The following is a 24,188-nucleotide window of genomic DNA, read 5'->3' as shown; positions in this document are numbered from 1 at the left end:
CCAGCATTCCTTCGCTCGAGCGCTTCCGTTCGATCGGAGAGCGCTCTAAAAAGTGAATCCGATCTGCACGAGGCCCTTGGTGTGGCGATCATAGGCGGCGGCGCCGTGATTGCCGCCATAGCTGTGCGCGACCTCCGCCTTCAGCAGCAGGAAGCGCTTGTCGGAATATTCATAGGTCGCCGAATAGCCGGCGCCGACCGCGGCGATCTGCGTATAGCTGCGCTGCGACACGGTGTATGACCCGTCCTCGAGCCAGGCGGCGCCGATGTCGGTGAAGACGCCGATCGAGTGTCGATAGCGCTCGATAATCGGCAGCGCATATTTGAGCTCCGGCGTCACCACGAAGCCGCTGTCCCCGGCGAGGCCTTGATCGAAGGAGCGCACGCCATAGGAGCCGGCGACGCCCATCTGCTCGCTCGAATCGAGATTGCGGTTGAGCGCCTTTTGCGCGCGCAGCGTGGTGGAGAAGGAGACATTCTCGTCGATAGCCAGCGTGGCGTTCACCGACAGATTGACGCGATAATAATCCCCGGCCGTGTGCGCGCCGCGGATGTTGTTGCGATACTGCGTGGGATCGGGAAACTCGACGGAGCCGCCGGTGAAGGACAGCGACGAGCTGGTCACGAAAGGCAGGCTGAAGAGATCGCCGAGCGTGTCGTAATTGACGCCGACGGCGCCGAGCGCGAGCCTCCGCCCGGCGATCGTCTGGCCCGCGATCTTGTCGTTCAGCCATTTGTAGGTGAAGTTCGACCAGACATACACGCTCTCGTCGCGCTGGCGCAGCGCCGCATAGGTCAGCGTCGCGGTGACGGCTTCGGCGCGGCCCGTCGCGTCGAGCGCGTCATAGACTCCGGTCAGCGCATAGGTCGTGCGATAGGCGCCGATCTCGGCGCGCAATCCGTCCGGTCCGATCGGCAGAGAGTAGGCGACGCGCGCATTGGCGAGATTGGCCTGTTCCGACACGATGCCCGAGGCCGTGAGGCGATCGCCGATTCCAAGCGGCGAATTCACCGAGACGCCGCCGTTCAAGCGGTCGCGGCCCGTGTAGGGCGAGCCGACATTGTCGCCGAAGAGATAGCCGGTGACGCGATTTTCTTCCGGCACGTCGAAGACGAGATCGGACTCCCCCTGCGCGCGGCCGGGCGAGACCACGATGCGCGGCGTTGCGGCGCCGTGGAGATCGGACACGAGCAGCATGGCGCGCTCGAGCGCCTCCTTGCGGATGATCGGCGAGGCGTTGCGCGGCTGCTCGACGAAATCCTGCAGAATCTCGTCATCGACGAGCGAGTTGTTCTTCACCATGACGCTCCCATATCGCCCGGGGAGGAGCTTGATGCGCAGCGCGCCCTTGCGTGCGTCCTGCGCGGGCACATAGGCCTTGGCGAGCAGATAGCCTTTCGCGCGATAATATGCGGTGATCTGATCGGCGACCGCATATATCTGCGCGAGCGTCAGCTTGCGGCCCTCGTGTGGCGCGACGATCTCGCGCAGCGCCGCATCGTCCTCACTCGGGCAATCGTCGACGACGAAGCTTTTGACGAACAGCCTGTCCTTTCCCGAGAGCGTCAAACGCGGCTCCGCGAGCTGCGGCAGCACCGGGGCGGCGGCGGCGCTCGGCGGCGGGGCGCGCCGCGCCTCGTCCGCCTCGCGCACCGCGGAGCCGATGTTATAAACCGGCGTCGGAACGCTCTGAGCGAGAGCCGACGGCGCCGTCAGGGACAAGGCGCAGAGGAGGGCGGCGCGCGACGCGGCCATGCGACGAAACATCATTTGAGCGAAGACCTTTCGAGTTCCTGGAGAGCGAGCGCCGATCGATCGGACGTTTCCCTTTCGATCGGAAAATGCTCTAGCGATTTTTTGGAGCCGCCGAGCCGTCGTTCAGCTCGTAATGCTGTCCGCCGGCGTCGATGCTGCGAATGCGCGTGCCGAAGCCGCTTCCCTGACCGGCGCCGCGCGGCTTATGCGCAGGCGTCGCCGCCGCCTGCCGCTGCGGGCGCTTTTTCTCCACCGGCGGAGCGCGCGGCGGCGCCGGCTCCTCGATGTCTATTCTGTCGTCGAGCTTGTCCGCGGCGCGCGCTTCGACCGCGCGCTTGCCCGCCGTGGCGGCGACGGCGGAGCCGGACGGCGAAGCAGCCTCCGCCGCCGTCGCGGAGGCCAGCACATTGGCGACGCGCGGCGCCGCCTGCACCGCTTCCGCACGCGCCGCCGCGGCGTCCGCGACCGCCTGCCTCTGCGCCGTGGCCTGCTGTGTCGAATTCGCCGCTCGCTGGCGCGCGGCCGCCGCGTCCTGCGCGGTGGTCGACGTCGGGGCGCCTTGGCCGGACGAGGGCTCCGTCGAGGTGGTCGACTTGACGTCGTACGTCATTCCATCGGCGACCCGGCCGATGGAATTGCTCGGACCGGATACTCCCGGATGATATAGATTGCCGACCAGCTTGACGCCGGGGTCCATATTGCCGCCGAATACACCAATGACTTCAGTGTTGCTTTCAATGCCCTTGTAGATCGTGCCTGGAGTGGGCGCCGAAATCGTGCCGAGGAAGGAGGAGTTGCTGATGGTCGTGTTAGTGGCGGAACCGTAAAATCCTCCGACGAAATCTACATTTCCACCGAGGACGATCACGTTTCCGGTTGCCACCGAACTATCGATGATCGACGTGGCGAATTGACCCCAGTTCTGTCCGACGAAGCCGCCGACGCCGGTGATCGAAGTATCTTTGCTGCCATAGGTGTCGACCGTCACATTGCCGGAGGCCGAGGATCGATAGATCGATCCGGATTTGTTGGCTCCGGCGAATCCACCGATGGCGCCGCCGCCACAACAATAATTCGAGTTTGTCGCCGACACCCTCACGTCGCCGGAAGCGGTGGAGTCGAGAATGATGGCGGTCGTGTGGTTGGCGGGGCCGCCGAAATTGGTTCCGACGAAGCCACCGATACTGTTACCGTTGACGGACCTGATATCGACATGGGCGTGTGAGTTTTGAATCAAACCGCTGTTTTGACCGACCAGCCCTCCGGTGATCGAGGTGCCTCCCGTATCTGTCGTCACGAGGTCGATCGCGCCGTTCGCCGACACATTGAAGATTTGTCCAAACAAACCGTTGACGCCGATCAGAGCGCCGATCTGGTTTCCGGAGGTGTAGGCGAGGCTCACATTCGAAAGGCTGAGATCGCGAACAACGCCGCTGTTGTAGCGCAGGAGCCCGCCATTTCCATAGTCCGCGGCGATTCTCAGATTGGCGATGTCATGGCCGAGTCCCTCCAACACGCTTCCGTTGGAGAGAAAATCGATCAGGGGCGAGGAATAGGTCACCGCGGCGGCGCATGTCGCGCTCACGGCGCCGCAAGCATTGAGATTGATCGCGAGCGCGTAGAAGCCTTCGAGCGAGACCGCGTCGCCTTCTCCGGTGACCGAATTCTTGCCGTCGAGCATGTCCAGCTGGCTCACGCTGGTGATCAGCGTATAGGCGTTGCCGTTGATGGTCAGCGGCGCGGCGGCGCTATTGTTCACAAAGTCGATGCGGCCGACATAGGTTCCGGTCGCGCTGTCATAGAGCGGCTTGATGCCGCCCAAGGGCTCGCCATAGGTCGATGTGGCGACGCCGTCCGCGTCCAACGTCTGGTCGATCGCCGTATTATAAGTGGCGACGAGGCTCGCTTGATCGCTGGCGGTCATCACCGCATTGAGATTGATGAAGCTCGCCGCGTTCAGCGTCAGCGTGCCCGCCGACCAGTCGACTGTATCGTTGACATTGATGTTCGCGCCCGAGAAGCTCCAGGAGCCCGCGGTCGTCCAGTCCTGAGCGGCGTTGATATTCACATCGCCCCCGGCCGTCGCGACCAGCGAAGCGACTTGCAAGGAGGAGGGCGCGTTGACATTGACATCGGTCCCGGCGTTCAGCACGAGGCCTGAGCCGGTTCCGCTTCCCGTCAGCACGGCGTTGACATTGATGGCGTTGGTGGCGGTCAACGTCAGAGTCGTGTTCTGGGACCAGTTCACCAGATCATTCACATTGATGTCGCCGTCGGAGCCGCCGCCCGATGTCGAGAGGATCGTGACGTTGTTGGAGCCGAGCTGGCTCGACAACATTGCGCCGGTGATGTCGCCGCCCGCCGCCGCGATCGTGAAGCCGTCCGGGTCGATAACCCAATTGCCGTTCTGTCCCGTCGCCGAGGCTGTGGTGATCACCGCGCTGTCGGCGATCTTCACTCTGTCGCCGCTGGTGTCGATCTCGCCGCCTCTGCCGCCTTGCGGCGCCGAAGCGTCGAGCTTGCCGGTGACCTTCGTCGTCCCGCCGGACGCCAGCAGCTTGATCTTGCCGATCCGCACCGTTCCATGCGCCGCGGCGGCGCCGGTGAGATCGGAGAGCGTGCGCGCCTGCACGATCCCGCTATTGTTCACCTGCGCCGAGAGCACCGCATCGGCGGCCTTGGCCGTCATCACGACGCGGCCGCCGTCCGCCTGAATCAATCCCTTATTGGCGACGAGCGCCTTATAGGTCCCCTTGTCGATCGACACGTCGACGAGCGAATCGCCGCCGAAATTGAGCGTGATCTTATCGCCGGAGGCGAGCGCGATGGAGCCGAGCGTCGCGACAATGGCGCCTTCATTGGAGACGGTGCGGCCGAGCAGCGCGATATAGCCGCCGTCGCTCGCGCGAATATTGCCCCGATTGACGACGCTCGCGGCCGAGGAGCCGGAGAAGCGATAATTGCCGGCCATGAAGTCTGAGTTGGAGATGCCGAGCGTCGAGGCGACGAGGCCACCGACATTGACGGTGGCGTTGTGCGTGAACATCACGCCGGCGGAATTGACGAGGAACACTGCGCCATTGGCGTTGATGGCTCCGTCGATGACGCTGCGCTCATTGCCGATGACGCGGTTGAGCGTCGCCGAGAGGCTGCTCGGCTGATAGAAATTCACCGTTTCTCCGGCGCCGACGGAAAAGCTCTGCCAATCGATGATGGCGCGATTGGTCGATTGATGAATATTGGTCGTCGATCCGCTCTGCGAGATCGACGCCGAACCGTCGACGACGGTTCCACCCGCCGGATTGGCCAGCGCGCAACGCGGCGGCGCCAGCAGGGCCGCGATCGCCGTCATCGTGGTGAGAGCGCCGCGCCGCACGACCAGATCGAGAGCCTTAGTCGTCGGGAGATTTGCGGGACCTGGCGAGTCCTGTCGCTTTCTTTCGAATTTCATCATATCTGCCCTGTTGGATCGTGTTCGTCGCCGGCGCCGCAAATGCGTTCGAGGTCGGCGGCGCATCGCGCCGCCGACCCACTTCGTGCGAAATCAGGGAGCGGTGGTCCCGTAACAATATTGCTGCCGCAACCCCACCCCGTAGGTGGTGTTGGTGAGCAGAAAATTGATGAAATTGATGACCGCTGCTTTCGTCGCGGTCGTCTGCGCCGAACGTTGAAGCGCTATGCCGTTCTGCACGATCTGCGGATAGGTCTGTGAGGTCGTGCCGGTGTGGCCGAAATTCGGGGAGCTCGATCCATCATATTTATATTCGTAGAAATATTTCAGCTTTGTGCTGGTCGAAGGCGAGCCATTGGTGCAGACGTAGGACTTCGCGACGAAGCCATAGGCGTAGGACGGCGTCGTCGGGTCATTCAAAGCTGAATAGGTGGTGCTGATATTGGCCGAGGTGTAGACATTCGAGACCGGATATGTGCTGGTGGTCGTCAGTCCGAGGCTCCAAGGCGCCTCGTCGAGCACCGTCATCGCAGCCAAGCCGTAAGGCGCCTTGGACGGAGTCGCGATGAGCAGATGGCCCGTGAAGCCGCTCGGCACGCCGCCGGAGACACTGGTCGTCTTCGAGGCGAAGACGATGGAGCCGGTCGCATAGAAGAACGGCGCCTGCGTCGTTCCCGAATACACCATGCCCAAGGTCGACACCGCCGCAGGGGCGGCCGTATCGGCGGAGAGGAACAGGTCATAGGGATTGGTGGTGGTGCCGCCCGCGAGTATCGCGGCCTTCAAATTTCCGGTGGAATCGAAGTCGTACGAAATCGAATCCCCATAGTAGAGATTATACGCGGCGATGATGTCGCTGAGCGTATATTGGAAATTGGCGGCGACGCCGATCTTAATGGTCGCCGCGTGCGGTTCGGACGCGCCGAGCAACATGCAAGTCGCCGATGCGCCGAGAGCCAGCGCCGCTTTCGTCAGTTTCGACATGTCATATCCTCTTGGAAGAGCGTTTCGAGATGCTGGGTCTACCGCAAGCGACATCAGAAAGATTTGAAGCAAGCGCTCTCGATGATTCCGGTGCCGATCGTCGTCGTATTGCCGTTCGAATCCGCGACGCCGGTGAGGAAGGCGATGAAGTTGGAGAGCGCCGTCTCCTCTCCCGCCGTGCGCGCACGCGCAATTTTGATGCCCTTCATAAGAAGCTTGTCGGACGGATGATCTTCATCATTGGGCCGATAGACATGGTGGTAGCTGCCGGCCGGATAGGTTTTCACACCATCGTCGCCCTTGTAACAAATTGCCGAATTCGGAACGAAGCCATAGGCGTACACGCCGAAGTTGACCGCGATGTAGGACGAATTGGCGTTCGGCGCCGTGAACACATGGCCGCCGGGGATCGTCGACGCACTGATGTACCACGGATGGGACGAGAGCACTTCGGCGGCCGCCGCGCCATAAATATCCGTCGTGGGATCGGGGATCACGAAATCCGTGTCGAGCGTATAGGGGAGCCCCGCATGGATATTGACGGATTTCGAGTAGAGCGCGAGGAAGTCCTTGGCGTATTTGAACGGCGTCCCGACCACGAGGCTAGGATAGTCGTAGGCGAGATCATGCGGCTCCTTCTTGCTCGACGAGAGGAACAGATCGAAGGTCGGACTGGAGGCCCCGGCGATGATAGCGTCCTTCAGATTCGCCGCCGAATCGACGGAGACCGAGACACTGTAGGACAGTCCGTAATCCACATAATAGGCCTGAAACGCCGCGGCGAGATTATTCGCCGTCTTGGCGAAGCTCGACGCCACCGCGATCTTGAGAGTCTCCGCCTGCGCCTGCGGACTCGCGATCGCCGCCCCGGCGATCAAGCACAGCGCCAGCTTTTTCACGCTCATTCTGAACATGGATTTTTCCTTCTGCGCTATATATTCGAGGCGATCAATTGACAAGCCGCCCCGAAACGTTCGGCGATGTCGCCGACGTCCTTTCGCCCGCCCTCGCTGCGTATACCGGCGCGGCCGCCGCGACACCGCGCGGCGGCCGCGAACCGCGTCATTCGTCGAGCGGCTCATATATGTGATGAATCTATATAGCGCATCTCGAAATCACGTAATATCAAAAACCATGCAGTCCGTGCAAAAAATCGCCACGCCTTCGCCATTTTCTGGTCACGACCGAACTTTTCCTGTTATTTCAAATAACTGACCGAGGGCCGCGCGCAGAATCGCGCAGCGTTCGGCGACCCATCTATTTGACGCTGCCCCCATCCCCCGCCTAGAATGCGCCGATCGCAATTGTCGCGAGAGATTTCCGAAATGAGCAAGAGATCGGGCATGGCGGGGCCGGGCGCCGCTTATCCGAAGACGATCGAACCAAAGCATTTGCGCGCCCATGCCCCGCTTTTGACGATGGCGTCGCCCGTCGGGCTCGTGCGGCGAGGGCGGAAACATCATGCGAAGGGCCTGGAGCACGCGAAATCCGGTCGCTGGGAACAGGCCGCCCGGGAGTTCGACGCCGCGGTCAAATGTGCGCCGGACCAGCCGGATTTCAATTATGCGCTCGGCGGCGCGCTGGCGCAGCTCGGTCATGTTCGCGAGGCGATGTCCGCCTTCCAGCGCGAGCTCGCCATCCTGCCGGGCGATTCGGCGGCGCTCGCGGATCTCGGCACATGCCTCGCGCGCATCGGTCGGCTCGACGAGGCGATTTTGTGCCTGCAGACCGTCTTGCGGCGCAGGCCCGACATGCGTTTCGCACAATATAACCTCGGTCTCGCGCTGCTCACGCAAAAGCGCCGCGTGGAAGCCATCGAAGCGCTCGATCGCTCGATCCGCCTCGATCCGACTTATGGCGACGCCTATCGCGTGCGAGGACTCGCGCATGCGCTGGGCGGCGACGGCGAGAAGTCGGTCGTCGATTTCGAGGCCGCAGCCGGCATCGACGATAAGAACCCCGACGCCATGATCGCGGTCGGCGGCTATTTCAGCCGCAACGCGCGCGATCTCGAGGCCGGCCAGCTGTTCGAGATGGCGGCGCGAGTGGCGCCGAACATCGCTCTGCCGCAATCGGTGTTCGGCCATTATCTCATCGCGCATCGTCGCTACGAACTGGGCATGTCCTTCGTCGACCGCGCCATCTCGCTCGATCCGTCGCTCGCCGAAGCACATGTCGCGCGCGGCTTCGGTCTGCTCGGCCAGGGGCGCGTCGACGAAGCGGTGGCCGCCTATCGTCACGCCGCGCAATTGCGGCCGAGCGACGCCTACATCGCCGGCACGCTGCTGTTCGCGCTGCAGCACAATCCCGGCGTCACGCGCGCGCAATTGCTGGAGGCGCACAAGAGCTGGGCCGCGCTCTGCCGACCCGGCGCTCCGCGCGATCGCCTGTCCTTCGCCAACGAGCCCAGCCTGCGCAAGCTGCGGATCGGCGTCGTATCGGCCGATATGCGCCGGCACGCCGTCACCTTCCTGACGCTGCGCGCCTTCGAGCGATTGGCGGCGTTCGGACATGAGATCCATTGCTACAAGACCGACCGCAAGTTCAAGGACGATGAGTTCAGCGACCGCTACAAGGCGTGCGCCAAGACGTGGCGCGACGTGTCCGATCTCGACGATGCGGCGCTGGCGGCCTTGGTGGAAGGCGACGCGATCGACATATTGTTCGATCTCTCCGGCCATACCGCAGGCAATCGCCTGTCCCTGTTCGCGATGCGGGCTGCGCCGGTGCAGGTCAGCTGGGCCGGATATGTCGGCACGATCGGTCTCGACACTTATGACGGAATTATCGCCGACCCGGTGGAGATACCGCCTGATCACGAGCACTCCTATGTGGAGCCGGTGGCCCGTCTGCCGGATTGCTATGTGTGCTACCATCCGCCGCTGCAGGCGCCGGACGTCGGTCCGCTTCCGGCGATGCGAACGAACAGATTCACTTTCGGCTGCTTCAATCGTCCAGCCAAGCTCAATGTCGAACTGGCGCGCGCCTGGGCGCGAATATTGGAGCGCGTCGCCGATTCGCGCATCACGCTCGTCTATGGCGGTCTCGATGAAGACGGTACGCGCGAGGCGGTCTATCGCGTGCTGGAGAGCGGCGGAGTCCGACGTGATCGCGTCGATCTCGTCGGCGACAGCGAGCAGAAGGATCTGCTCGAGGCCTATTCTCGAAAGGTCGATCTCGCCCTCGATCCCTTTCCCTATTCGGGCGGCGTCACGACGCTCGAGGCGATGTGGATGGGCGTGCCGACCGTCACGCTCGTCGGCGATACATTCGCGGGACGCCATTCGGCGACGCATCTCACCGCGGCGGGCCTCGCCGCCTTCTGCACCTATTCGGTCGACGATTATGTCGAGCTCGCGGTTTCCTGGGCCCATCGGCGCGAAGAGCTCGCCGCCCTGCGCGCTCGATTGAGGGACAATGTCGCCGCCTCGCCGTTGAATGACGAGGTGAGATTCGCACGCAATCTCGAGGAGGCGCTCATGCAGCTATGGTCGCAGTGGCGAATCCTGCGCCGAGAAGCGACCGCCTGATCGAGCATCATCGCAGCTTCGGTCGCGGCGCCGGCGCGGAAGTCGCGACCAACGCATCGCTCATAATTCGAGCGCCCGTCACGCGCGCTTTCGCGTCACTCCAGTCGGACGCGCAGGGTTCCGCCGAAAGTCGTCGAATTGGGCGCTCTACCGGTCGACATCGCAATATTCGTGCGGTAGCGCTCTTCGAACATGTTCTTCACCCAGATAAAGAAATCATAGCGCTCGTCGTCGGTGCGAACGCCTATGCCGGCGTTGACGAGCGTGTCGGCTTGCCGTCGATCCGGTTGGTCTCGGCGCCGACTTCGTAATCCCAAGTGATTTCCGGCTTGATGATGACCGGCTGAAAACCCTTGAAATTGCTCGCGCTATCGAGGCTCGGACGGGCGTTGGCGTTGACCGCGCCGGATTTCTCGCCGCGCGCGAGGGAGCCATAGACCAGAACATTCTCATTGTAACGATAGGAGGGGTTGAACAAGTCACCTCGACCTCGTCGACCCTGGCGTCCGTCGCGTGAGCCCTGGATAAGACCACTCCGGCGACGCCGCTCGGCGCTGCCTATGGAGCGAACCGCGCGCTGGACAACCGACGATGACGTTTTGGTTCTCCGGTCATTTCGGCGCCCCTGCTTACATCTCTATATCTAATGAGTATGATTATTGCTGGAGGTCAAGGACAATATCCTCCGCGGCCCACCGAAACGGGGACGCCGCGACAATCGCAGACGCCTATTGCCGTTCGCACACAGGCGACCGAAAGGCGCACGTGCTCACTCCCCGGTCCGTTGCCCGAACGCGGCGCATTCGATGATCGACAATTCTTGCTTCAAACCTGTCGGCGGCGCGTTCGTCTGCCGGGGCGCCAGCCTTGCCGTCTCTCCCTCGCCTTGTTCCGACCCCGGCGATCCTTCGACGCCAGGAAGCTCCCCCGTCCCGGTACGGATGTCCCGTGTCGCGTCGATTCCCCCCGTATCATTTTCGTCCTTTTTATCTATGCATTCAGTAGACATATTTTGAAATCGGCATTAATGTGCCGCTACTGAGGCAAGCGAGAGGCCGCGACGCGGAAGCGGTTCCGATCGATGCCGCCGAACACTCCGTTAGTTTCACAAGCTCGATCGAGGCGCGCCAATGATGAAGCCCCTGAGACGATCCGCATACGCCTTGCTGCTGAGCGCATCGACGATTGTCCTCGCCGTCGCCGACGAACAGAAGCCTTCCCCCGGCGGCGGCGCCGAGTCGCCGACGCGCGCAACGAGATTGCATTGGGCGTGGCAGCCCGTTCAGCGCCCGCCGATTCCGAACGTCGAGAAGAAGGAATGGGTGCGCACGGCGCTCGACGCTTTCGTTCTCGCCAAGATCAACGCCAATGGGCTCTCTCCCTCTCCCGCTGCGGATCGTGCGACATTCATTCGCCGAGCCACGCTCGATGTATGGGGGCTGATACCAACGCCGGAAGAGGTCGCGGCCTTCGAGAGCGACCAGAGCCCCGAGGCCTATGAAAAGCTGATCGACCGTCTGCTCGCTTCGCCGCGCTATGGCGAGCGTCAAGCCCGCATGTGGCTGGATCTCGCGCGCTATGCGGACAGCTCGGGCTTCCAGAACGACGTCGCGCGGCCGAACATGTTCCGCTACCGCGATTATGTGATCAAGGCGTTCAACGAGGATAAGCCTTATTCGCAGTTCATCCGCGAGCAGATCGCCGGCGACGAGATCGCTCCGGGCAATCAGGACGTGCTGGTCGCGACCGGCTTTCTCGCCGGCTATCCGGACAACAGCAACTCACGCGATCTCGTTCAACGCAAATATCAGATCACGACCGACATGACCGACACGGTCGGCCAGGCGATCCTCGGCACGACCGTCGGCTGCGCGCGCTGCCACAATCACAAGAGCGACAAGTTTTCACAGAAGGATTATTTCTCACTGCAGGCCTTCTTCGCCAACACAGCCTTCGACGAGAAAATTCCCGCCCGCAAAGGCGAGACGGAAGCCGCCTACGAAAAGGATCGCGCGATCTACGACGAGGCGACCAAGGCGATCCGCGCCCGTCAAAAGGAGATCATCGATTCGGTGCGCGAGGCCGCCTATAAATATCATAAGGAGCGCTATCTCACCGACAGCCGCGAGTCGATCTTCAAGCCGAAGGAGCAGTGGAACGCGCTCGATCGCTGGGTCAATCACCGGCTCGACGCCGTGACCGACGATACGCAGCTCGGCGTCTATCTGCGCTACACCGCCGACGACAAATCGGCGCCGGGCTACAGCGCGGATATCGTCAAGAAGGCGGAGGAGTACCAAAAGCTCACCGCCGAGCTGCGCAAGCTCCAGAATCTGCGTCCGAGCAAAGGCTCGCTCAACTACACCGCGGCGACCGAGCTCGGCCACAATGATTCGCCGCCGACGCATGTGCTCTTCGTCGGCAATCACGAGAAGCCGCTCGAGGAAGTGCAGCCGGCCTTTCCGGAGGCGATGACCAGCGAGAAGCCGAACATCAATCCCACCGCGACCTCTTCCGGCCGCCGCACGGCGCTCGCCGACTGGCTGGCCAGCGAGAAGAACCCGCTCACCGCGCGCGTCTTCGTCAATCGCGTGTGGAACCAATATTTCGGCAAGGGCGTCGTCGGCACGGTCAGCGACTTCGGCAAGGCCGGCGACAAGCCGACCAATCAGGAGCTGCTCGATTTTCTGGCCTCCGATTTCGTTCAGGACGGCTGGAGCGTGAAGAAGCTGCATCGCGCCATTCTTCTCTCCTCCACCTATCGTCAATCATCCGCGCATCGCGAGGATGTCGCCAAAGCCGACCCCGACAACAAGCTCGTCGCCGTCTTCCCGCGCAAACGCCTCGAGGCGGAAGAGATCCGCGACTCCATTCTCGTCGCCTCGGGCGCGCTGAACGAGCAGATCGGCGGTCCGAGCGTGTTCCCGCCCATTCCGGCCAATCTGACCGGGGGCAGCAATTTCAACTATGATCCGTCATGGTCGACGGCCAAGGATCCGAAGGATTTCAACCGTCGCAGCCTCTACATCTTCACGCGGCGCAGCCTGCCCTATCCGATGCTCGAAACTTTCGACATGGCGAACTCGCAGCAGATCCACAGCAAGCGCGACGTGACCACGACGCCGCTGCAGGCGCTGACGCTCTACAACAGCGACATCGTGTTTCAATGGTCGCAGGCGCTCGCCGGACGCATCATCGCCGAGGCCGGCGCCGATGAATCGGCGCAGATCGAAAGGCTGTATCTCGTGTTGTTCAGCCGCAAGCCGACCGATGCGGAACGCTCCGCTCTGCTCGCCTTCCTCGATCGTCATCGCGAGACCATCGCCGGCAAGGCCGAAGACGGCAGGCTGGCGCTGGCGCTGCCGATCGTGAAGGCCAAATTCGGCGACCCGCTGCGCGCGTCGGCCTTCGTCGATCTCGTCCACACCGTGCTGAACAGCAACGACTTCGTCTATCGCTTCTGACAAAGGCTCCTCGACAGGAGGGAACCCGGATGCTCATCAAGACTTCACGCCGCGAATGGCTTCGCAACGCGGCCTATGGGGTCGGCGGCTTCGCCGTCGGCGGAATGATGCCCGGCGGCGGCTGGTTCGGCGCGCCGCTCGCCAATGCAGCGGGTTTCGTCGATCCGCTCGCGCGCAAGGAGCCGCATTTCCCCGCCAAGGTGAAATCGGTCATCTGGCTGCATATGGATGGCGCGCCCAGCACGCTCGATCTCTTCGACTACAAGCCCGAGCTCGAGCGGCTCGCCGGACAGGACATTCCCGCCTCTTTCCTCGAAGGAATCAAGACCAGCACGCAGGGCGGCGTCGGCAAGCTGTTCGCCTCCAAGCGCACATGGAAGCAATATGGCGCGAGCGGCGCCTGGTTCTCCGACTGGCTGCCCAATATCGCGCAGCACGCCGACAAGCTCACCTTCATCAAGTCGAGCGTCACCATCGGCGCGACGCACGACATTTCGATTCTGAAGCTCAACACGGGCGATGTAAATCCCGGCCGACCGTCGCTCGGCGCCTGGGTCGCTTATGCGCTCGGCGCCGCCAATCCGGATCTGCCGCCCTATGTCGTGCTCTATGGCGGCAAACGCGAGCCGCGCGCCGGCTCGGTGAATTGGAGCTCGGGATTCCTGCCGGCCGTGTATCAAGGCACGGCGTTCCGTCCCGGCGCGCAGCCCATCCTCTATCAGGCGCCGCCGGAGCTGATCGGTCTGCAGCAGCAGCGCGAGAGCCTCGATCTGCTCAAGACCCTCAATGATCTGCGCGCCTCCGCGCGCCCGGAAGATTCCGAGCTCGCCGCGCGCACCAATTCTTATGATCTCGCCTATCGCATGGAGGCGACGGCGCCCGAGGCGGTCGATCTCTCGAAAGAGACCGCGGCGACCAAGGCGCTCTATGGCCTCGATGAGGAGGCGACGCAGGACATGGGAACGGTGCTGCTGCGCGCACGCCGCCTCGTGGAGCGCAATGTGCGCTTCGTTCATGTGGTGTCGGGCCCGGTCGAGCAGGCTGGCGACGATGATCGGAGCTGGGACGCGCATCGCCAGCTCGAGCAGAATCATTCGGCGCATACGCGTGCGATCGACAAGCCGATCGCCGGCCTGCTCGCCGATCTCGAAGCCCGCGGACTGCTGGATCAGACGCTCGTCGTGTGGACGTCGGAATTCGGACGCACGCCCTATGGTCAGAGCGGCGACGGACGAGATCATAATCCCTGGGGCTACACGCAATGGCTCGCCGGCGCCGGAATCAAGCACGGGCTCAGTTATGGACGCACCGACGAGCTCGGCTTGAAGACGGTCGAGAATCCCGTCGACACTTATGATCTCCATGCGACCGTTCTGCAGTTGCTCGGGCTCGATCATCTGAAGACGATCTATCATCGCGCCGGGCGCGCCGAGCGGCCGACGGTCGTCTACGGAAAAATCGTCGACGACATTCTCGCCTGAGCCCATGCCGGGAAGGATCGACGGCGTCATCCGCGCTTCTTCCCGGCTCTCCCGCATTCGCTGTCAGTCTCGATGGCGCGCCGCGCGGCGCGATCCACGAGGGGGCGCCGCGTCATCCGGTCATGATGTTTGTTACGACATGAAAAATACGAAAAGCCGTCACAGAATGCTTCTGCGCGTTGGATCTTGCGTCCTCGCGCTCGCGACTCCGGCGTTCGCCGGATTGGACCTTCATGACTATGACGATGATCTGATGCGCGATCTCGACCGGACGATAAAGGTCTTCGAGCCCGACATCACCGCCCAGAATGCGGCCGCGGCGAAGGAAGACGCCGCCATATTGCTCGAAGGCTTCCGCTACACGGAAGACTATTTCGGCAAGAAAGGCGTCGCGGACGCCGTGGCGATTTCTCGCGACGGCTCCAGGCTCGTCGACGCCGTGCTGCGCAATGTCGACAAAGGCGATTTCGACGCGGCGGCGACCGCCGCTCGCGACGCTCCGCAGCTCTGCAAATCCTGCCATGACCTGTACAAACCCCGCCTCGGCCGCTGATCGGAAGTGAGAGACCCATGACGAGCAAGACCGCGAGAGATTTTCCGCCGGACGTTCTGAAGCTGTTCGATCTGTTCGTGCATGGCGATCTGGATCGGCGCGGTTTCATCGACGGCGCGAAGCAGCTGGCGATCGGCGCCGCCGCGGCCAGCGCCTTTCTCGACGAGTTGCGGCCGCGCTTCGCCGAAGCCGCGCAGGTCGAGAAGGATGATCCGCGCATCGCCGGACAGATCCTCGAGGTTCCTTCGCCCGAAGGATATGGAACGGTGAAGGGCTATTTCGTCCATCCGGCGAAAGTCGACGGTAAACTCCCCACGGTGCTGGTGATCCACGAGAACCGTGGACTCAATCCGCATATCGAGGATATCGCCCGGCGCCTCGCGCTCGAAAATTTCGTCGTGTTCGCGCCGGACGCGCTGGCGCCGCTCGGCGGCTATCCCGGCGACGAGGACAAGGCGCGCGCGCTGTTCCCGCAGCTCGATCAGGCGAAGACGCGCAACGATTTCATCGCGGCCTATGGCGCGCTGAAGAATTGCCCGATCGGCAATGGCAAGGTCGGCGCAATCGGCTTCTGCTACGGCGGCGGCGTCGTGAATTTTCTCGCGACGAAGCTCCCCGATCTCGCGGCGGGCGCGCCCTTCTATGGCGCGCAGCCTGCGGCCGAGGACGTGGCGAAGATCAAAGCGCCTCTGCTCATTCACTATGCCGGAATCGACGACCGCATCAACGCCGGCTGGCCGGCCTATGAAGCGGCGTTGAAAGCCGCCGGGGTAGATTACCAAAGTTTCATCTATCCGGGCGTTCAACACGGCTTCAACAATGACACCACGCCGCGCTACGATCAGGCCGCGGCGACGCTCGCCTGGAAACGTTCTGTCGACTTCTTCAACGCCCATCTGCGGGCGTGATCGAACCCGCCGAGGACGAACTGCCCAAGGAAAGGCCGAATCCGATGCGAGCGCTAACGCTCCTGCTCTCCCTCATTCTGTCGATTGCGGCGGCCGAGGCTGCCGATTCTCCAGCGGCGCCGAGCGCCGCGGCGCCGCCCGCGGTTTCCCCGGGGAATGATCCCGCTTACAAATACAAGACGCTGCGGCTCAACCGCGCCGCCTTCGACGCTCTGCTCGGAAAACCGGAAGACCTGCTCGTCCTCGATCTGCGTCGACCCGATGAGCTCGGCAAATATGGCGGATTTCCCGTCTATCTCAGCATTCAGACGGCCGACCTGCAGAAGAGCCTGTCTTACATTCCGCGGGATCGCCTCATCGTGACCGTCTCCAATCGCGCGCATCGCGCCGGCGCCGCCGGCGACATTCTGGCCGGGCTCGGTTATCGCGTGGTCGGCGCCATCGGCGTCCTCGACTACCAGGACGAAGGCGGCGCGCTGACGAAGATCGCTCCGCCACCGCCGAAGCCGGAACATGAAGCTGCGGCTACCGGAGGCGCCAAATGAGCGCGCTCCGCAATTCGACACATATCGCTGCGCTCTGCGCTGCGCTCGTCCTCGCCGGGCCTGCCGGCGCCGCATTGAAGCTCGGCGACGCGGCGCCGGACTTCACCGCCGCAGCCGCGATCGGCGGCAAGGAGTTCGTCTTCTCCCTGGCGGAGTCGCTGAAGAAAGGACCCGTCGTCCTCTATTTCTATCCGAAGTCCTTCACCAAGGGTTGCACGATCGAGGCGCATGAGTTCGCGGATCAATATGAGAGCTTCGCCGCTGTCGGCGCCTCCCTCATCGGCGTCTCCGCCGACACGATCGAGACCCAGCGCGAATTCTCGACCAAGGAATGCCGCGACAAATTCCCTGTTGCTGCAGACCCGAAACTCGCCATTATCGAGGCCTATGACGCCAAGCGCAGCGCGCCCCTGCAAAGCGGCGCGACAGTGTCGGATCGGATTTCCTATGTCGTCACGCCGGACGGGAAAGTCGGCTTGTCCCTGATCGACTCGGATCCTATCAAGCATGTCAGGGAGACGCTGGATTTCGTGCGCCGCTGGCGCGAGATCCACTCGCGCTGATCAAACATCGAAAGAAGGAACAGTCATGAGTTTGTCGTCGCAATGGGCGCGCGTCGTCGTCCTGGGAAGCCTCGCCGTCTCGGGATTCGTGGCGTCCTCTCTGGCGCAGAACGCGCCCGCCGGCGGTCCCTCGCCGGCCAAGCAGGCGGTCGAGAATCGCCGCGCCGCTTTCACCTTGATCGGGAATTCCTTCCGCTGGTTCGGCGCGGTCGCCAAAGGCGCGGCGCCCTATGACGAGGCGGAAGCGGCCAAGCGCGCTGCGCGCATCGGCTTTCTCGCCGGACAGCTCGACGGGGAGTTTCCGCAGGACTCCAATCTCGGCGATCCGGCCAGCAAAGCGACCGCCGATGTCTGGAGCAATCGCGCCGAATTCGACAAGAAGCTGGAGAAATTCAAAGTGGACGCCCGGGCCTTTCAAGAGGCGATCGCGAAGGAGAAGGGCGCGACCGACGGATTCAAGGCGGCGGTCGCCTCGCTCGGGCAGGACTGCAAAGGCTGCCACGACACCTACAAGGTGAAATAGTCGGACGAGCGACCAATGACCATCGTCGAGAAGCAGCGCGAATCCCGTTCTCCGCCGCAGAATGCGAAGGCTGAGCGGCTCGTGTGGGACTTGCCGCTGCGGCTCGTCCATTGGTCCTTGGTCGTCTCCTTTGTCGGAGCCTTCGTCACCAATCGGCTGGGCGTCGCCTGGTTCGATTGGCATGTGCGCTTCGGTTATGCGGTTCTGGGACTCGTCGCCTTTCGAGTAATGTGGGGATTCGTCGGCGCAAAGCATGCGCGATTTGCGAGCTTCCTCCGCTCTCCGGCAAAGACGCTGAGCTATGCGCGACGCCTCGCGCGCGGCGACGCCCCGAGCTATGTCGGCCATAATCCTCTCGGCGCTCTGATGGTCGTGGCGCTGCTTATCGGTCTCGGGGCGCAGGCGGGCGTGGGACTATTCGCCAATGACGAAATTTTCAATTCCGGTCCGCTCGCCGGCGCGGTGGCGAAGGAGACGAGCCTCGCGCTGACGTCATGGCATCGCCGCGGTTTCTATGCGCTGGCCATCGCCGCCGCCATTCACGTGGTGGCGGTTCTCGCTCATGTGTTCGTGAAGCGGGAAAATCTCGTGCGGGCCATGATCACGGGAAGAAAGCCGCAAGAGCTGGTTCGCGCCGACGATGAAATTTCGTCTTCGCGCCTGCGTCGCGCAATGGCTCTCATGCTTCTCGTGGCTGCGATGTTTCTCGCCGTCGGATCGTTCGTGACGACAACAGACGCGAGCCTCGACGCATTCTGACGCTCGATGTGCGTCTCGGGCTACCGATGCGTCATGAAAATCGGCTTTAATCATATTGCATCGATAGGAATAATCGTGTTCAATGAATCGACGCCGGCATAGGGGGAAGATCGATGTCGATGGCGACCGCACCGAGATATGCTCCCATTCTGGACGAGCTCCCGCTGCAAGACCGCGCATCGGGCGCGCTGGGACTTCTGCGTAGGCCCGCGCCGAGGGCGAACTACGCGGCCCGCTGCGGCGCCGTGGCGCTCTACGCGCTCGCTTTCGCAACGATACTGAAGTTCGGCTTCGGCGTGCAGCAGAAACCCGTCGAAGAGCAGAGCGTGATCGAGCTCGCGACGATCCCAACGGAAGAGGCTCCTGCGGAGGAAGCGCCGGCTCCGCCTGAAGAGCCCGACCTGCCAGAGCCGCCGCCGCCCGAGCCCGAAGCGGCGGCGCCGCTCCCGGAGGTGAAGCCTCCGCCGCCCAAGCCGGTTCAGAAGCCGAAGCCGAAGGTCGAGAAAGAGCGCCCGCGCCGCGAGGCTCGGCCCGCGCCGGCGGAGCGGGCGAAAGCGAGCGGCCCGCGTGTGGACGCTCCCGCGGCGCGCGCGCCCGCTCCCGCCGGCGCTCAGACATCCGCGATCGCCAATCATTTTCACGCCTGCATGCAGAGAGCGGCGAGCAACGCCTATCCCGAATCGCAGGCGCCGCGTCACGCGCGCGTCGGCTATCGCGCCGTGTTCGGTCCGACCGGCGCGCTCGTCTCCTATTCGATCACGCCATCGGGCAACGGCGCTTTCGATGCGATCGCCAATCGTCTCGGCGGACGTTGCGGCTCGGTTCCCGCGCCGGGCAAGTCCGTTTCATTGTCGGGCGCGCTCACCTTCAGTCCCTGACGCCCTCGGACCGTTTCCCTCGAGCTGAAAGGCCATGATTCCATGAGTGACGCTTCCGCCGTCTCGGCCGCATTGTCGCATTCGCTGACGCCGGTCGAATTGTTCCTTCAGGCCGATTCGATCGTCAAGACCGTCATCGTCCTGCTCATTCTCGCCTCGGCCTGGGGATGGACGGTGATCGCCGAAAAGCTGATCCGCCTCGGCGTGCTGCATCGGCGCGCGGCGAGGCTCATCGACAGCGTTCAGAAAGAGCTGCCCGTCGCCGACCTCCCGGCGTCTTTCGACGCCGCCTCGCCGGAGGATCCGCTCGTGCAGGTCTATCGCGCAATGGTCGACGAGAATGCGCGCTCGTCGGATTTGCAGCACAGCGAGACGCAGCGCGACGCGCTGCAGGAGCGTGTGCATCGGGTCGGCCAGCTCGCCGCGGCCAACGCCATCGATCACCTGCACGCCCGTCTGCAGGGCCTCGCGACGATCGGCGCGGTCGCGCCTTTCGTCGGGCTCTTCGGCACGGTCTGGGGGATCATGAATTCGTTCCAGGGCATAGCGGCGTCCAACAACACCAGCCTCGCGGTGGTCGCGCCCGGCATCGCCGAAGCGCTGTTCGCCACCGCCCTCGGACTCGTCGCCGCCATTCCGGCGGTGATCTTCTACAATCGCATCAGCGGCGATATCGGCGCCTATGGCAAGCGCCTCAACTCTTTCATCGGCGTGTTCGAGGTGGAGCTGTCCCGTCAATTGTCTCGCAAGGGAGATCGCAATGGCCTTCGCGCTGCGTAAGCATGATTCCGAATTCGACCCGCAACCGATGGCGGACATCAATGTCACGCCGCTCGTCGACGTCATGCTCGTCCTGCTCATCGTGTTCATGGTCGCGGCGCCGCTGATGACCGCGGGCGTTCCGGTCGATCTGCCGAAGACGCAGGCCAAGCAGCTCGACGATCAGCAGCCGCCGATCGTCGTGAGCGTGGATGCGAACGGCGCTTTCTTCGTCGACAAGCGCGAGGCCGGCGCCGCGGAGGGACTGCTGGCCCTGCTCGCGGAGAGCAGCGGCGGCGCCAAGGACCGGCGCGTCCATATTCGCGCCGACAAGGCCGTGCCTTACGGCAAGGTCGCCGAAGCAATGGGCCTCGTCAGCTCGGCCGGCTACGCCAAGGTCGCGCTCGTCTCCGAGGCGGCGAGGGGCGCCGCGCCCCGATGAAGCTCGTTCTGGCCAGGTTCACGCCAGACGCCGCGGAAGGTCGAGCTGCGCTTCGTCGAGCCGGCTTCGCACCGCCTTCGCGAGCGACCCGATGTTCGACGACGTGAAGAAGCGGCCATGCGCGCCATCGACGATGTCGACGGTGTAGCCTTGCGGATAGGCGGCTCGGAACCTCGCGTCGGGATCGCCTCCCCTCGCATAAGGATTGACCTTGCTGTCGCGGCCGAACAATAGCGCGACGCGACCTTCATAGGGACGAAACCATTGCTCCTCCATCAGCAGGAGCAGCGAGACGTCGCGATGGAGTTCGCGCAATCGGATCGCGACGCTATGCGCGATCAGCGCGCCCTGACAATTGCCGCCGAGCAAGAACGGGCCGTCCGGCTGCGTGGCGATCACCTCCTCGGCATAGCGGCAGGCCAAGGCCCGCAAGCTCTCCTCGGTGTAGTCCATCACCTGATGCCCCGAGCGCATGCCATGCACGGGCTGGTCGGGGCCCAGATGCTTCGCGAGCTGCGTCAATTCGCGATAGCCTTGCAGGCACCAGAACAATCCTCCTCGCGCGCCCCTCTCGTTCAGGCTCACGATGAAGGAGTCGGGCGTCGCTCTGGCGCCGGCCCAGGATGCCAGATAGGCCCGTTGCCGATCGAGAATCGCGTCGATCTCGTTCGTGCGCTGCTGTGGCGGCGCGGGAGCGTCGTCGCTCACGAGGCGGAGCAGAGCGTCGAATGTGGGCCGAACGAGGAATCGGTCCAGCGGCAATTGGCGCCGCAGACGCTGCTCGATGATCGTCGCCAGCGCCGCGGCGCGGAGAGAATCGCCGCCGAGCGCGAAGAAATCGCCGTCCCGGTCGAAATCGCATCGCAGGTTCAGCGCCTCCCTCCAGAGCGACGCCAGGAACGCGTCGACCTCTTCGGCAGTGGTCGCCGGGGGCGTAGGGCGCTTGGTCGCGAGATCGGCCATGGCCCTTCGATCGATTTTGCCGGTCGGCGTCGCCGGCAGCTCGTCGACGCGCAGGGTCGAAATCTGCACGGCGGCGCAGCCGTGGCGACGCAGCAGCGAGCGTTGGATCGCATCCATGGCGGCGGCGTCCAGCTCCTCGTCGCCCGAGACGATCGCCGCGATCCCGAGCCGATCGGTGACGTCGGCGTCGTCGCGGATGACGAAGGAGAGGATGTGGCGGCCAAGATCGTTCTGAAGATGCGCGTCGATCTCGTCGAGCGAAAATTTTCGTCCGCCGACGACGAGAACATGCTTGGCGCGCCCATGAATGGCGAGGCTGCCCGCGGCGATCAGGCCGAGATCGCCGGTCTTCCACCAGCCATCGTCCGTCAGCGCGTCGCGGCTCGCCTCGGCTTCTCCAAGATAGCCGGAAAACAAGGTCTGCGGCGCGAAAGCCTCGACGCGCCCGATCTCGTTCTCGCCGAGCAGCGCGCCATCGTCGTCGACGATTCGCAGCGAGACGCCGGCGGCGCAATGTCCGAGGAAGGGCGCATGCGACGGGTCGGGCGTCGCGACGCAAGGATCGGCGCCGGCGACGAGAGGCCCGGTCTCCGTCGCCCCATAGCCGGCTCGGAGCACATTCTGAGCGCCATTGCTTCGGAGCAGAGCGTCGAGGCGGACCGCGACCATTCGCGTCACCGCCTCGCCTCCCAGTCCGACGAGTTCCAGCGAGCGAAGATCATAGCTGCGGTCGGTCGCGGCCGCGCATTCGACGAGGCGCGCCGCCATCGAGTTCGTCATATGGATGGCGGTGGCGCGCAAGCTCTCGGCCGCTTCGAGAAGCCGCTGCGGGCGGGCGGTCATGACGGGCGGCGGCAGATAGGTCCAGCTCGCGCCGCGCAGGAAGGCGACGCGCAATCCGCTGATCCCTTCGAAGGGCAGCATGCTGAGGAAATGCTCTTTCGCCGGGCTCGCCGCATCGGCGAAATAGCGGTGCAGCATGGCGCTGCGGCCGAGCATCGCCAGCTTCACATTTCCGGTGGAGCCGGAGGTCGGCGCAAGGCAGACGATGTCGGCTTCCGCTTCTCGCAGCGCATGCGCCGGATTGCGAGGCGCGACATCGCCGAGACGCAGAACCGGCGCCCGCGGCGACAGAGCGATCACGCGCTCCAGCATCGAGGAGGGCGCGTCGGCGATGATCGCATCCGCATCGAGCCGCGCCGCCAGCAGCTCGAGCTGCTCCTCCATGGCCGTTTTGGCGATGGCGGCGAAAGGCGCCGCCGTCGCGCCGATGCGCAGGCAGGCCCAGAAGCAGGGAACGAAATCGAGAAGGTCGTGCGCGAGCAGCATCACGCGCATCTGCGGCCGGACGCCGAGCTCACACAAGGCGGAGGCGATGTCGCTCGACCGCCGCCAGGCCTGCGCATAGGTCGCTTCGCGCGGCGCGCCGTCGGACTGGAAGCTCCGCAATCGGCCGTCGGGCGTCAGCGCGACGCGTCGCGCTATATTGCCGATGACAGTCGGCGCGGCGCCATCTGCGATCCCGAGCGAAGGGCCGCGGAGGATGGCGCGGCCCGCGTCGTCCTCAGGCCGCCGCATGAGACATGTACTCGACGGTCGCGCGCAGCACTTTCTCTCCTGTCGGCGTCAAGATCGCCTGATCGGCGATCAATCTTGCTCCGTCGTCGAAACCGGCGGAGCGCTGCGCCAGTCTCGCCTCGAGCCGGCGCGGGCCCCAGTCGGCGAGAGCGGCGGGACGGCCATCGAGAAGGCGGCGATAGAGATAATGCAGTCGCGCGCACACGAAGGTCGCGTGATAGACGCCGTCCATCGGGCGCGCCTCCCTGCGCAGCGGCGAGGCGAAGCGCTGCGAGAGCGGGTTGCGCACGAGCGGCTCGTCCGCCGCATAGCCGAAGAGCAGCAGATGCGCGCCTTCATGCACGAGCGCCTCGAGAATATCGAGCGGCGTGCGATGATGCGCGGCGTTCAAAGTGACCGCGCCCCAGAGGGTCAGCGACGAGACGCCGCCGAAGCCCACCGACGCGTCGCGGGGCTGCGCGGCGATGATCTGGGTGACGAGCCCGCGGACTTCCGCCTCGAGCGCCGGAGCCGCTTCTTCGAGAAGCGCAAGCGCCTCGGCCAAATTCGCCTCGAACGCCGACCATAGAGCCGGGTCGGGGGGCGCGAAGATCGGCGCCGTCTCGGCGGCGTTCAGCAATCTGGTGAAGCGATCGGCGTCCTCGCCCAAGGCCTCTTCATTCAGCGGCGAGATTTCGAGGACGGCGGGCTCGGCGGTCGATGCGACGATCCGGCGCCAAAGATGCGCAGCCTCATCGTCGCGTCCCGCCTTCAGCGCGAAAACGAGCTCGAAATAGCAGGCGAAAACCGCTGGCTTCTGACGATGCGCTCGGATCGCGGACAGGACGGGGCCGATCTCGCCATCGACGCCGCCTCCCAACGCCGATCCGGCTCTCTCGAACAAATGCTCGAGGCTAGCCGCCAGCTTGCGGCGCAATTTATTGTCCAGGTCGGTGAGAACGCTCACGCTTTGCGGGAGGAACGACTGCATTCGTTACTTCGCCACATCGGACTCGGACGAGTTCGGCGACGAGTCCTCGCCGAGCCGACACCTGTTATGGAGCGGACGAGTC

The 24,188-nt window shown here is 63.9% G+C and carries 19 protein-coding genes; 12 read left to right on the top strand and 7 right to left on the bottom strand.

Annotated elements, in window-relative coordinates; genetic code table 11:
* Positions 1-45: 45 nt before the first annotated feature.
* The 4 genes from CQW49_RS13835 to CQW49_RS13820 form a co-directional block, all read right to left on the bottom strand.
* Complete coding sequence (locus CQW49_RS13835) at positions 46-1,755, bottom strand: ShlB/FhaC/HecB family hemolysin secretion/activation protein (protein WP_244441301.1); 1,710 nt, start codon at positions 1,753-1,755, stop codon at positions 46-48.
* 91 nt (positions 1,756-1,846) lie between these two features.
* Complete coding sequence (locus CQW49_RS13830; protein ID WP_162150811.1) at positions 1,847-5,131, bottom strand: two-partner secretion domain-containing protein; 3,285 nt, start codon at positions 5,129-5,131, stop codon at positions 1,847-1,849.
* 168 nt (positions 5,132-5,299) lie between these two features.
* Positions 5,300-6,190 (bottom strand): substrate-binding domain-containing protein, encoded by an 891-nt coding sequence (locus CQW49_RS13825; RefSeq protein ID WP_004448495.1) that lies wholly within the window; start codon positions 6,188-6,190, stop codon positions 5,300-5,302.
* 53 nt (positions 6,191-6,243) lie between these two features.
* On the bottom strand, positions 6,244-7,104 hold the full coding sequence (locus CQW49_RS13820; RefSeq protein ID WP_004448496.1) for a molybdate ABC transporter substrate-binding protein: 861 nt from the start codon (positions 7,102-7,104) through the stop codon (positions 6,244-6,246).
* A 411-nt stretch (positions 7,105-7,515) separates the two neighbouring features.
* Between CQW49_RS13820 and CQW49_RS13815 the strand changes: the two genes are divergently transcribed.
* Positions 7,516-9,720: a tetratricopeptide repeat protein gene (locus CQW49_RS13815; protein ID WP_004448498.1), complete on the top strand. Its 2,205-nt coding sequence runs from the start codon at positions 7,516-7,518 to the stop codon at positions 9,718-9,720.
* 244 nt (positions 9,721-9,964) lie between these two features.
* Here the strand turns inward: CQW49_RS13815 and CQW49_RS13810 are convergent, their stop codons facing one another.
* A complete protein-coding gene (locus CQW49_RS13810) occupies positions 9,965-10,198 on the bottom strand; it encodes a TonB-dependent receptor (RefSeq protein ID WP_004448500.1) in 234 nt (77 codons plus the stop codon).
* 652 nt (positions 10,199-10,850) lie between these two features.
* Here CQW49_RS13810 and CQW49_RS13805 point away from each other — a divergent pair.
* From CQW49_RS13805 to tolR, 11 genes are all read left to right on the top strand, one after another.
* Complete coding sequence (locus CQW49_RS13805) at positions 10,851-13,184, top strand: DUF1549 and DUF1553 domain-containing protein (RefSeq protein WP_004448502.1); 2,334 nt, start codon at positions 10,851-10,853, stop codon at positions 13,182-13,184.
* 29 nt (positions 13,185-13,213) lie between these two features.
* Positions 13,214-14,665: a DUF1501 domain-containing protein gene (locus CQW49_RS13800; RefSeq protein WP_004448504.1), complete on the top strand. Its 1,452-nt coding sequence runs from the start codon at positions 13,214-13,216 to the stop codon at positions 14,663-14,665.
* A gap of 166 nt (positions 14,666-14,831) precedes the next feature.
* Positions 14,832-15,218: a hypothetical protein gene (locus CQW49_RS13795; RefSeq protein ID WP_004448506.1), complete on the top strand. Its 387-nt coding sequence runs from the start codon at positions 14,832-14,834 to the stop codon at positions 15,216-15,218.
* 17 nt (positions 15,219-15,235) lie between these two features.
* Entirely contained in the window at positions 15,236-16,126 is an 891-nt protein-coding gene (locus CQW49_RS13790; protein WP_004448507.1) for a dienelactone hydrolase family protein, read from the top strand.
* Positions 16,127-16,170: 44 nt separating this feature from the next.
* Complete coding sequence (locus CQW49_RS13785) at positions 16,171-16,671, top strand: rhodanese-like domain-containing protein (RefSeq protein ID WP_024749688.1); 501 nt, start codon at positions 16,171-16,173, stop codon at positions 16,669-16,671.
* The gene (locus CQW49_RS13780; RefSeq protein ID WP_004448511.1) at positions 16,668-17,234 is read left to right on the top strand and encodes a peroxiredoxin; all 567 of its coding nucleotides are present in this window, start codon (positions 16,668-16,670) and stop codon (positions 17,232-17,234) included. Before CQW49_RS13785 ends, CQW49_RS13780 begins: the two co-directional genes overlap by 4 nt.
* 25 nt (positions 17,235-17,259) lie before the next feature.
* Entirely contained in the window at positions 17,260-17,757 is a 498-nt protein-coding gene (locus tag CQW49_RS13775; RefSeq protein WP_004448513.1) for a c-type cytochrome, read from the top strand.
* Positions 17,758-17,772: 15 nt separating this feature from the next.
* The gene (locus CQW49_RS13770) at positions 17,773-18,516 is read left to right on the top strand and encodes a cytochrome b/b6 domain-containing protein (RefSeq protein ID WP_004448515.1); all 744 of its coding nucleotides are present in this window, start codon (positions 17,773-17,775) and stop codon (positions 18,514-18,516) included.
* Positions 18,517-18,635: 119 nt separating this feature from the next.
* Entirely contained in the window at positions 18,636-19,394 is a 759-nt protein-coding gene (locus tag CQW49_RS13765; protein WP_155931264.1) for an energy transducer TonB, read from the top strand.
* Positions 19,395-19,436: 42 nt separating this feature from the next.
* Complete coding sequence (locus CQW49_RS13760; RefSeq protein WP_003616203.1) at positions 19,437-20,174, top strand: MotA/TolQ/ExbB proton channel family protein; 738 nt, start codon at positions 19,437-19,439, stop codon at positions 20,172-20,174.
* Complete coding sequence (tolR, locus tag CQW49_RS13755) at positions 20,155-20,595, top strand: protein TolR (RefSeq protein ID WP_024749691.1); 441 nt, start codon at positions 20,155-20,157, stop codon at positions 20,593-20,595. The genes CQW49_RS13760 and tolR overlap by 20 nt, the downstream gene beginning before the upstream one ends.
* 18 nt (positions 20,596-20,613) lie before the next feature.
* Here the strand turns inward: tolR and CQW49_RS13750 are convergent, their stop codons facing one another.
* The gene (locus tag CQW49_RS13750) at positions 20,614-23,136 is read right to left on the bottom strand and encodes an AMP-binding protein (protein ID WP_003613586.1); all 2,523 of its coding nucleotides are present in this window, start codon (positions 23,134-23,136) and stop codon (positions 20,614-20,616) included.
* Entirely contained in the window at positions 23,123-24,106 is a 984-nt protein-coding gene (locus tag CQW49_RS13745) for an aKG-HExxH-type peptide beta-hydroxylase (protein ID WP_003613587.1), read from the bottom strand. Before CQW49_RS13745 ends, CQW49_RS13750 begins: the two co-directional genes overlap by 14 nt.
* Between the last annotated feature and the right edge of the window lie 82 nt (positions 24,107-24,188).

The sequence above is a fragment of the Methylosinus trichosporium OB3b genome (assembly GCF_002752655.1).
GTDB lineage: Bacteria > Pseudomonadota > Alphaproteobacteria > Rhizobiales > Beijerinckiaceae > Methylosinus > Methylosinus trichosporium.
The sequence above is the reverse complement of the archived record's forward strand: the minus strand, read 5'-3'. Positions and strand labels throughout refer to the sequence as shown.

What these genes read in the sequence shown, in the direction of transcription:
- CQW49_RS13800 (WP_004448504.1), top strand. Translation starts at nt 13,214, where the DNA reads ATGCTCATCAAGACTTCACGCCGCGAATGGCTTCGCAACGCGGCCTAT.
- CQW49_RS13760 (WP_003616203.1), top strand. Translation starts at nt 19,437, where the DNA reads ATGAGTGACGCTTCCGCCGTCTCGGCCGCATTGTCGCATTCGCTGACG.
- CQW49_RS13795 (WP_004448506.1), top strand. Translation starts at nt 14,832, where the DNA reads ATGCTTCTGCGCGTTGGATCTTGCGTCCTCGCGCTCGCGACTCCGGCG.
- CQW49_RS13770 (WP_004448515.1), top strand. Translation starts at nt 17,773, where the DNA reads ATGACCATCGTCGAGAAGCAGCGCGAATCCCGTTCTCCGCCGCAGAAT.
- CQW49_RS13745 (WP_003613587.1), bottom strand. Translation starts at nt 24,106, where the DNA reads ATGCAGTCGTTCCTCCCGCAAAGCGTGAGCGTTCTCACCGACCTGGAC.
- CQW49_RS13820 (WP_004448496.1), bottom strand. Translation starts at nt 7,104, where the DNA reads ATGTTCAGAATGAGCGTGAAAAAGCTGGCGCTGTGCTTGATCGCCGGG.
- CQW49_RS13780 (WP_004448511.1), top strand. Translation starts at nt 16,668, where the DNA reads ATGAGCGCGCTCCGCAATTCGACACATATCGCTGCGCTCTGCGCTGCG.
- tolR (WP_024749691.1), top strand. Translation starts at nt 20,155, where the DNA reads ATGGCCTTCGCGCTGCGTAAGCATGATTCCGAATTCGACCCGCAACCG.
- CQW49_RS13815 (WP_004448498.1), top strand. Translation starts at nt 7,516, where the DNA reads ATGAGCAAGAGATCGGGCATGGCGGGGCCGGGCGCCGCTTATCCGAAG.
- CQW49_RS13765 (WP_155931264.1), top strand. Translation starts at nt 18,636, where the DNA reads ATGGCGACCGCACCGAGATATGCTCCCATTCTGGACGAGCTCCCGCTG.
- CQW49_RS13750 (WP_003613586.1), bottom strand. Translation starts at nt 23,136, where the DNA reads ATGCGGCGGCCTGAGGACGACGCGGGCCGCGCCATCCTCCGCGGCCCT.
- CQW49_RS13790 (WP_004448507.1), top strand. Translation starts at nt 15,236, where the DNA reads ATGACGAGCAAGACCGCGAGAGATTTTCCGCCGGACGTTCTGAAGCTG.
- CQW49_RS13835 (WP_244441301.1), bottom strand. Translation starts at nt 1,755, where the DNA reads ATGGCCGCGTCGCGCGCCGCCCTCCTCTGCGCCTTGTCCCTGACGGCG.
- CQW49_RS13775 (WP_004448513.1), top strand. Translation starts at nt 17,260, where the DNA reads ATGAGTTTGTCGTCGCAATGGGCGCGCGTCGTCGTCCTGGGAAGCCTC.
- CQW49_RS13805 (WP_004448502.1), top strand. Translation starts at nt 10,851, where the DNA reads ATGATGAAGCCCCTGAGACGATCCGCATACGCCTTGCTGCTGAGCGCA.
- CQW49_RS13825 (WP_004448495.1), bottom strand. Translation starts at nt 6,190, where the DNA reads ATGTCGAAACTGACGAAAGCGGCGCTGGCTCTCGGCGCATCGGCGACT.
- CQW49_RS13785 (WP_024749688.1), top strand. Translation starts at nt 16,171, where the DNA reads ATGCGAGCGCTAACGCTCCTGCTCTCCCTCATTCTGTCGATTGCGGCG.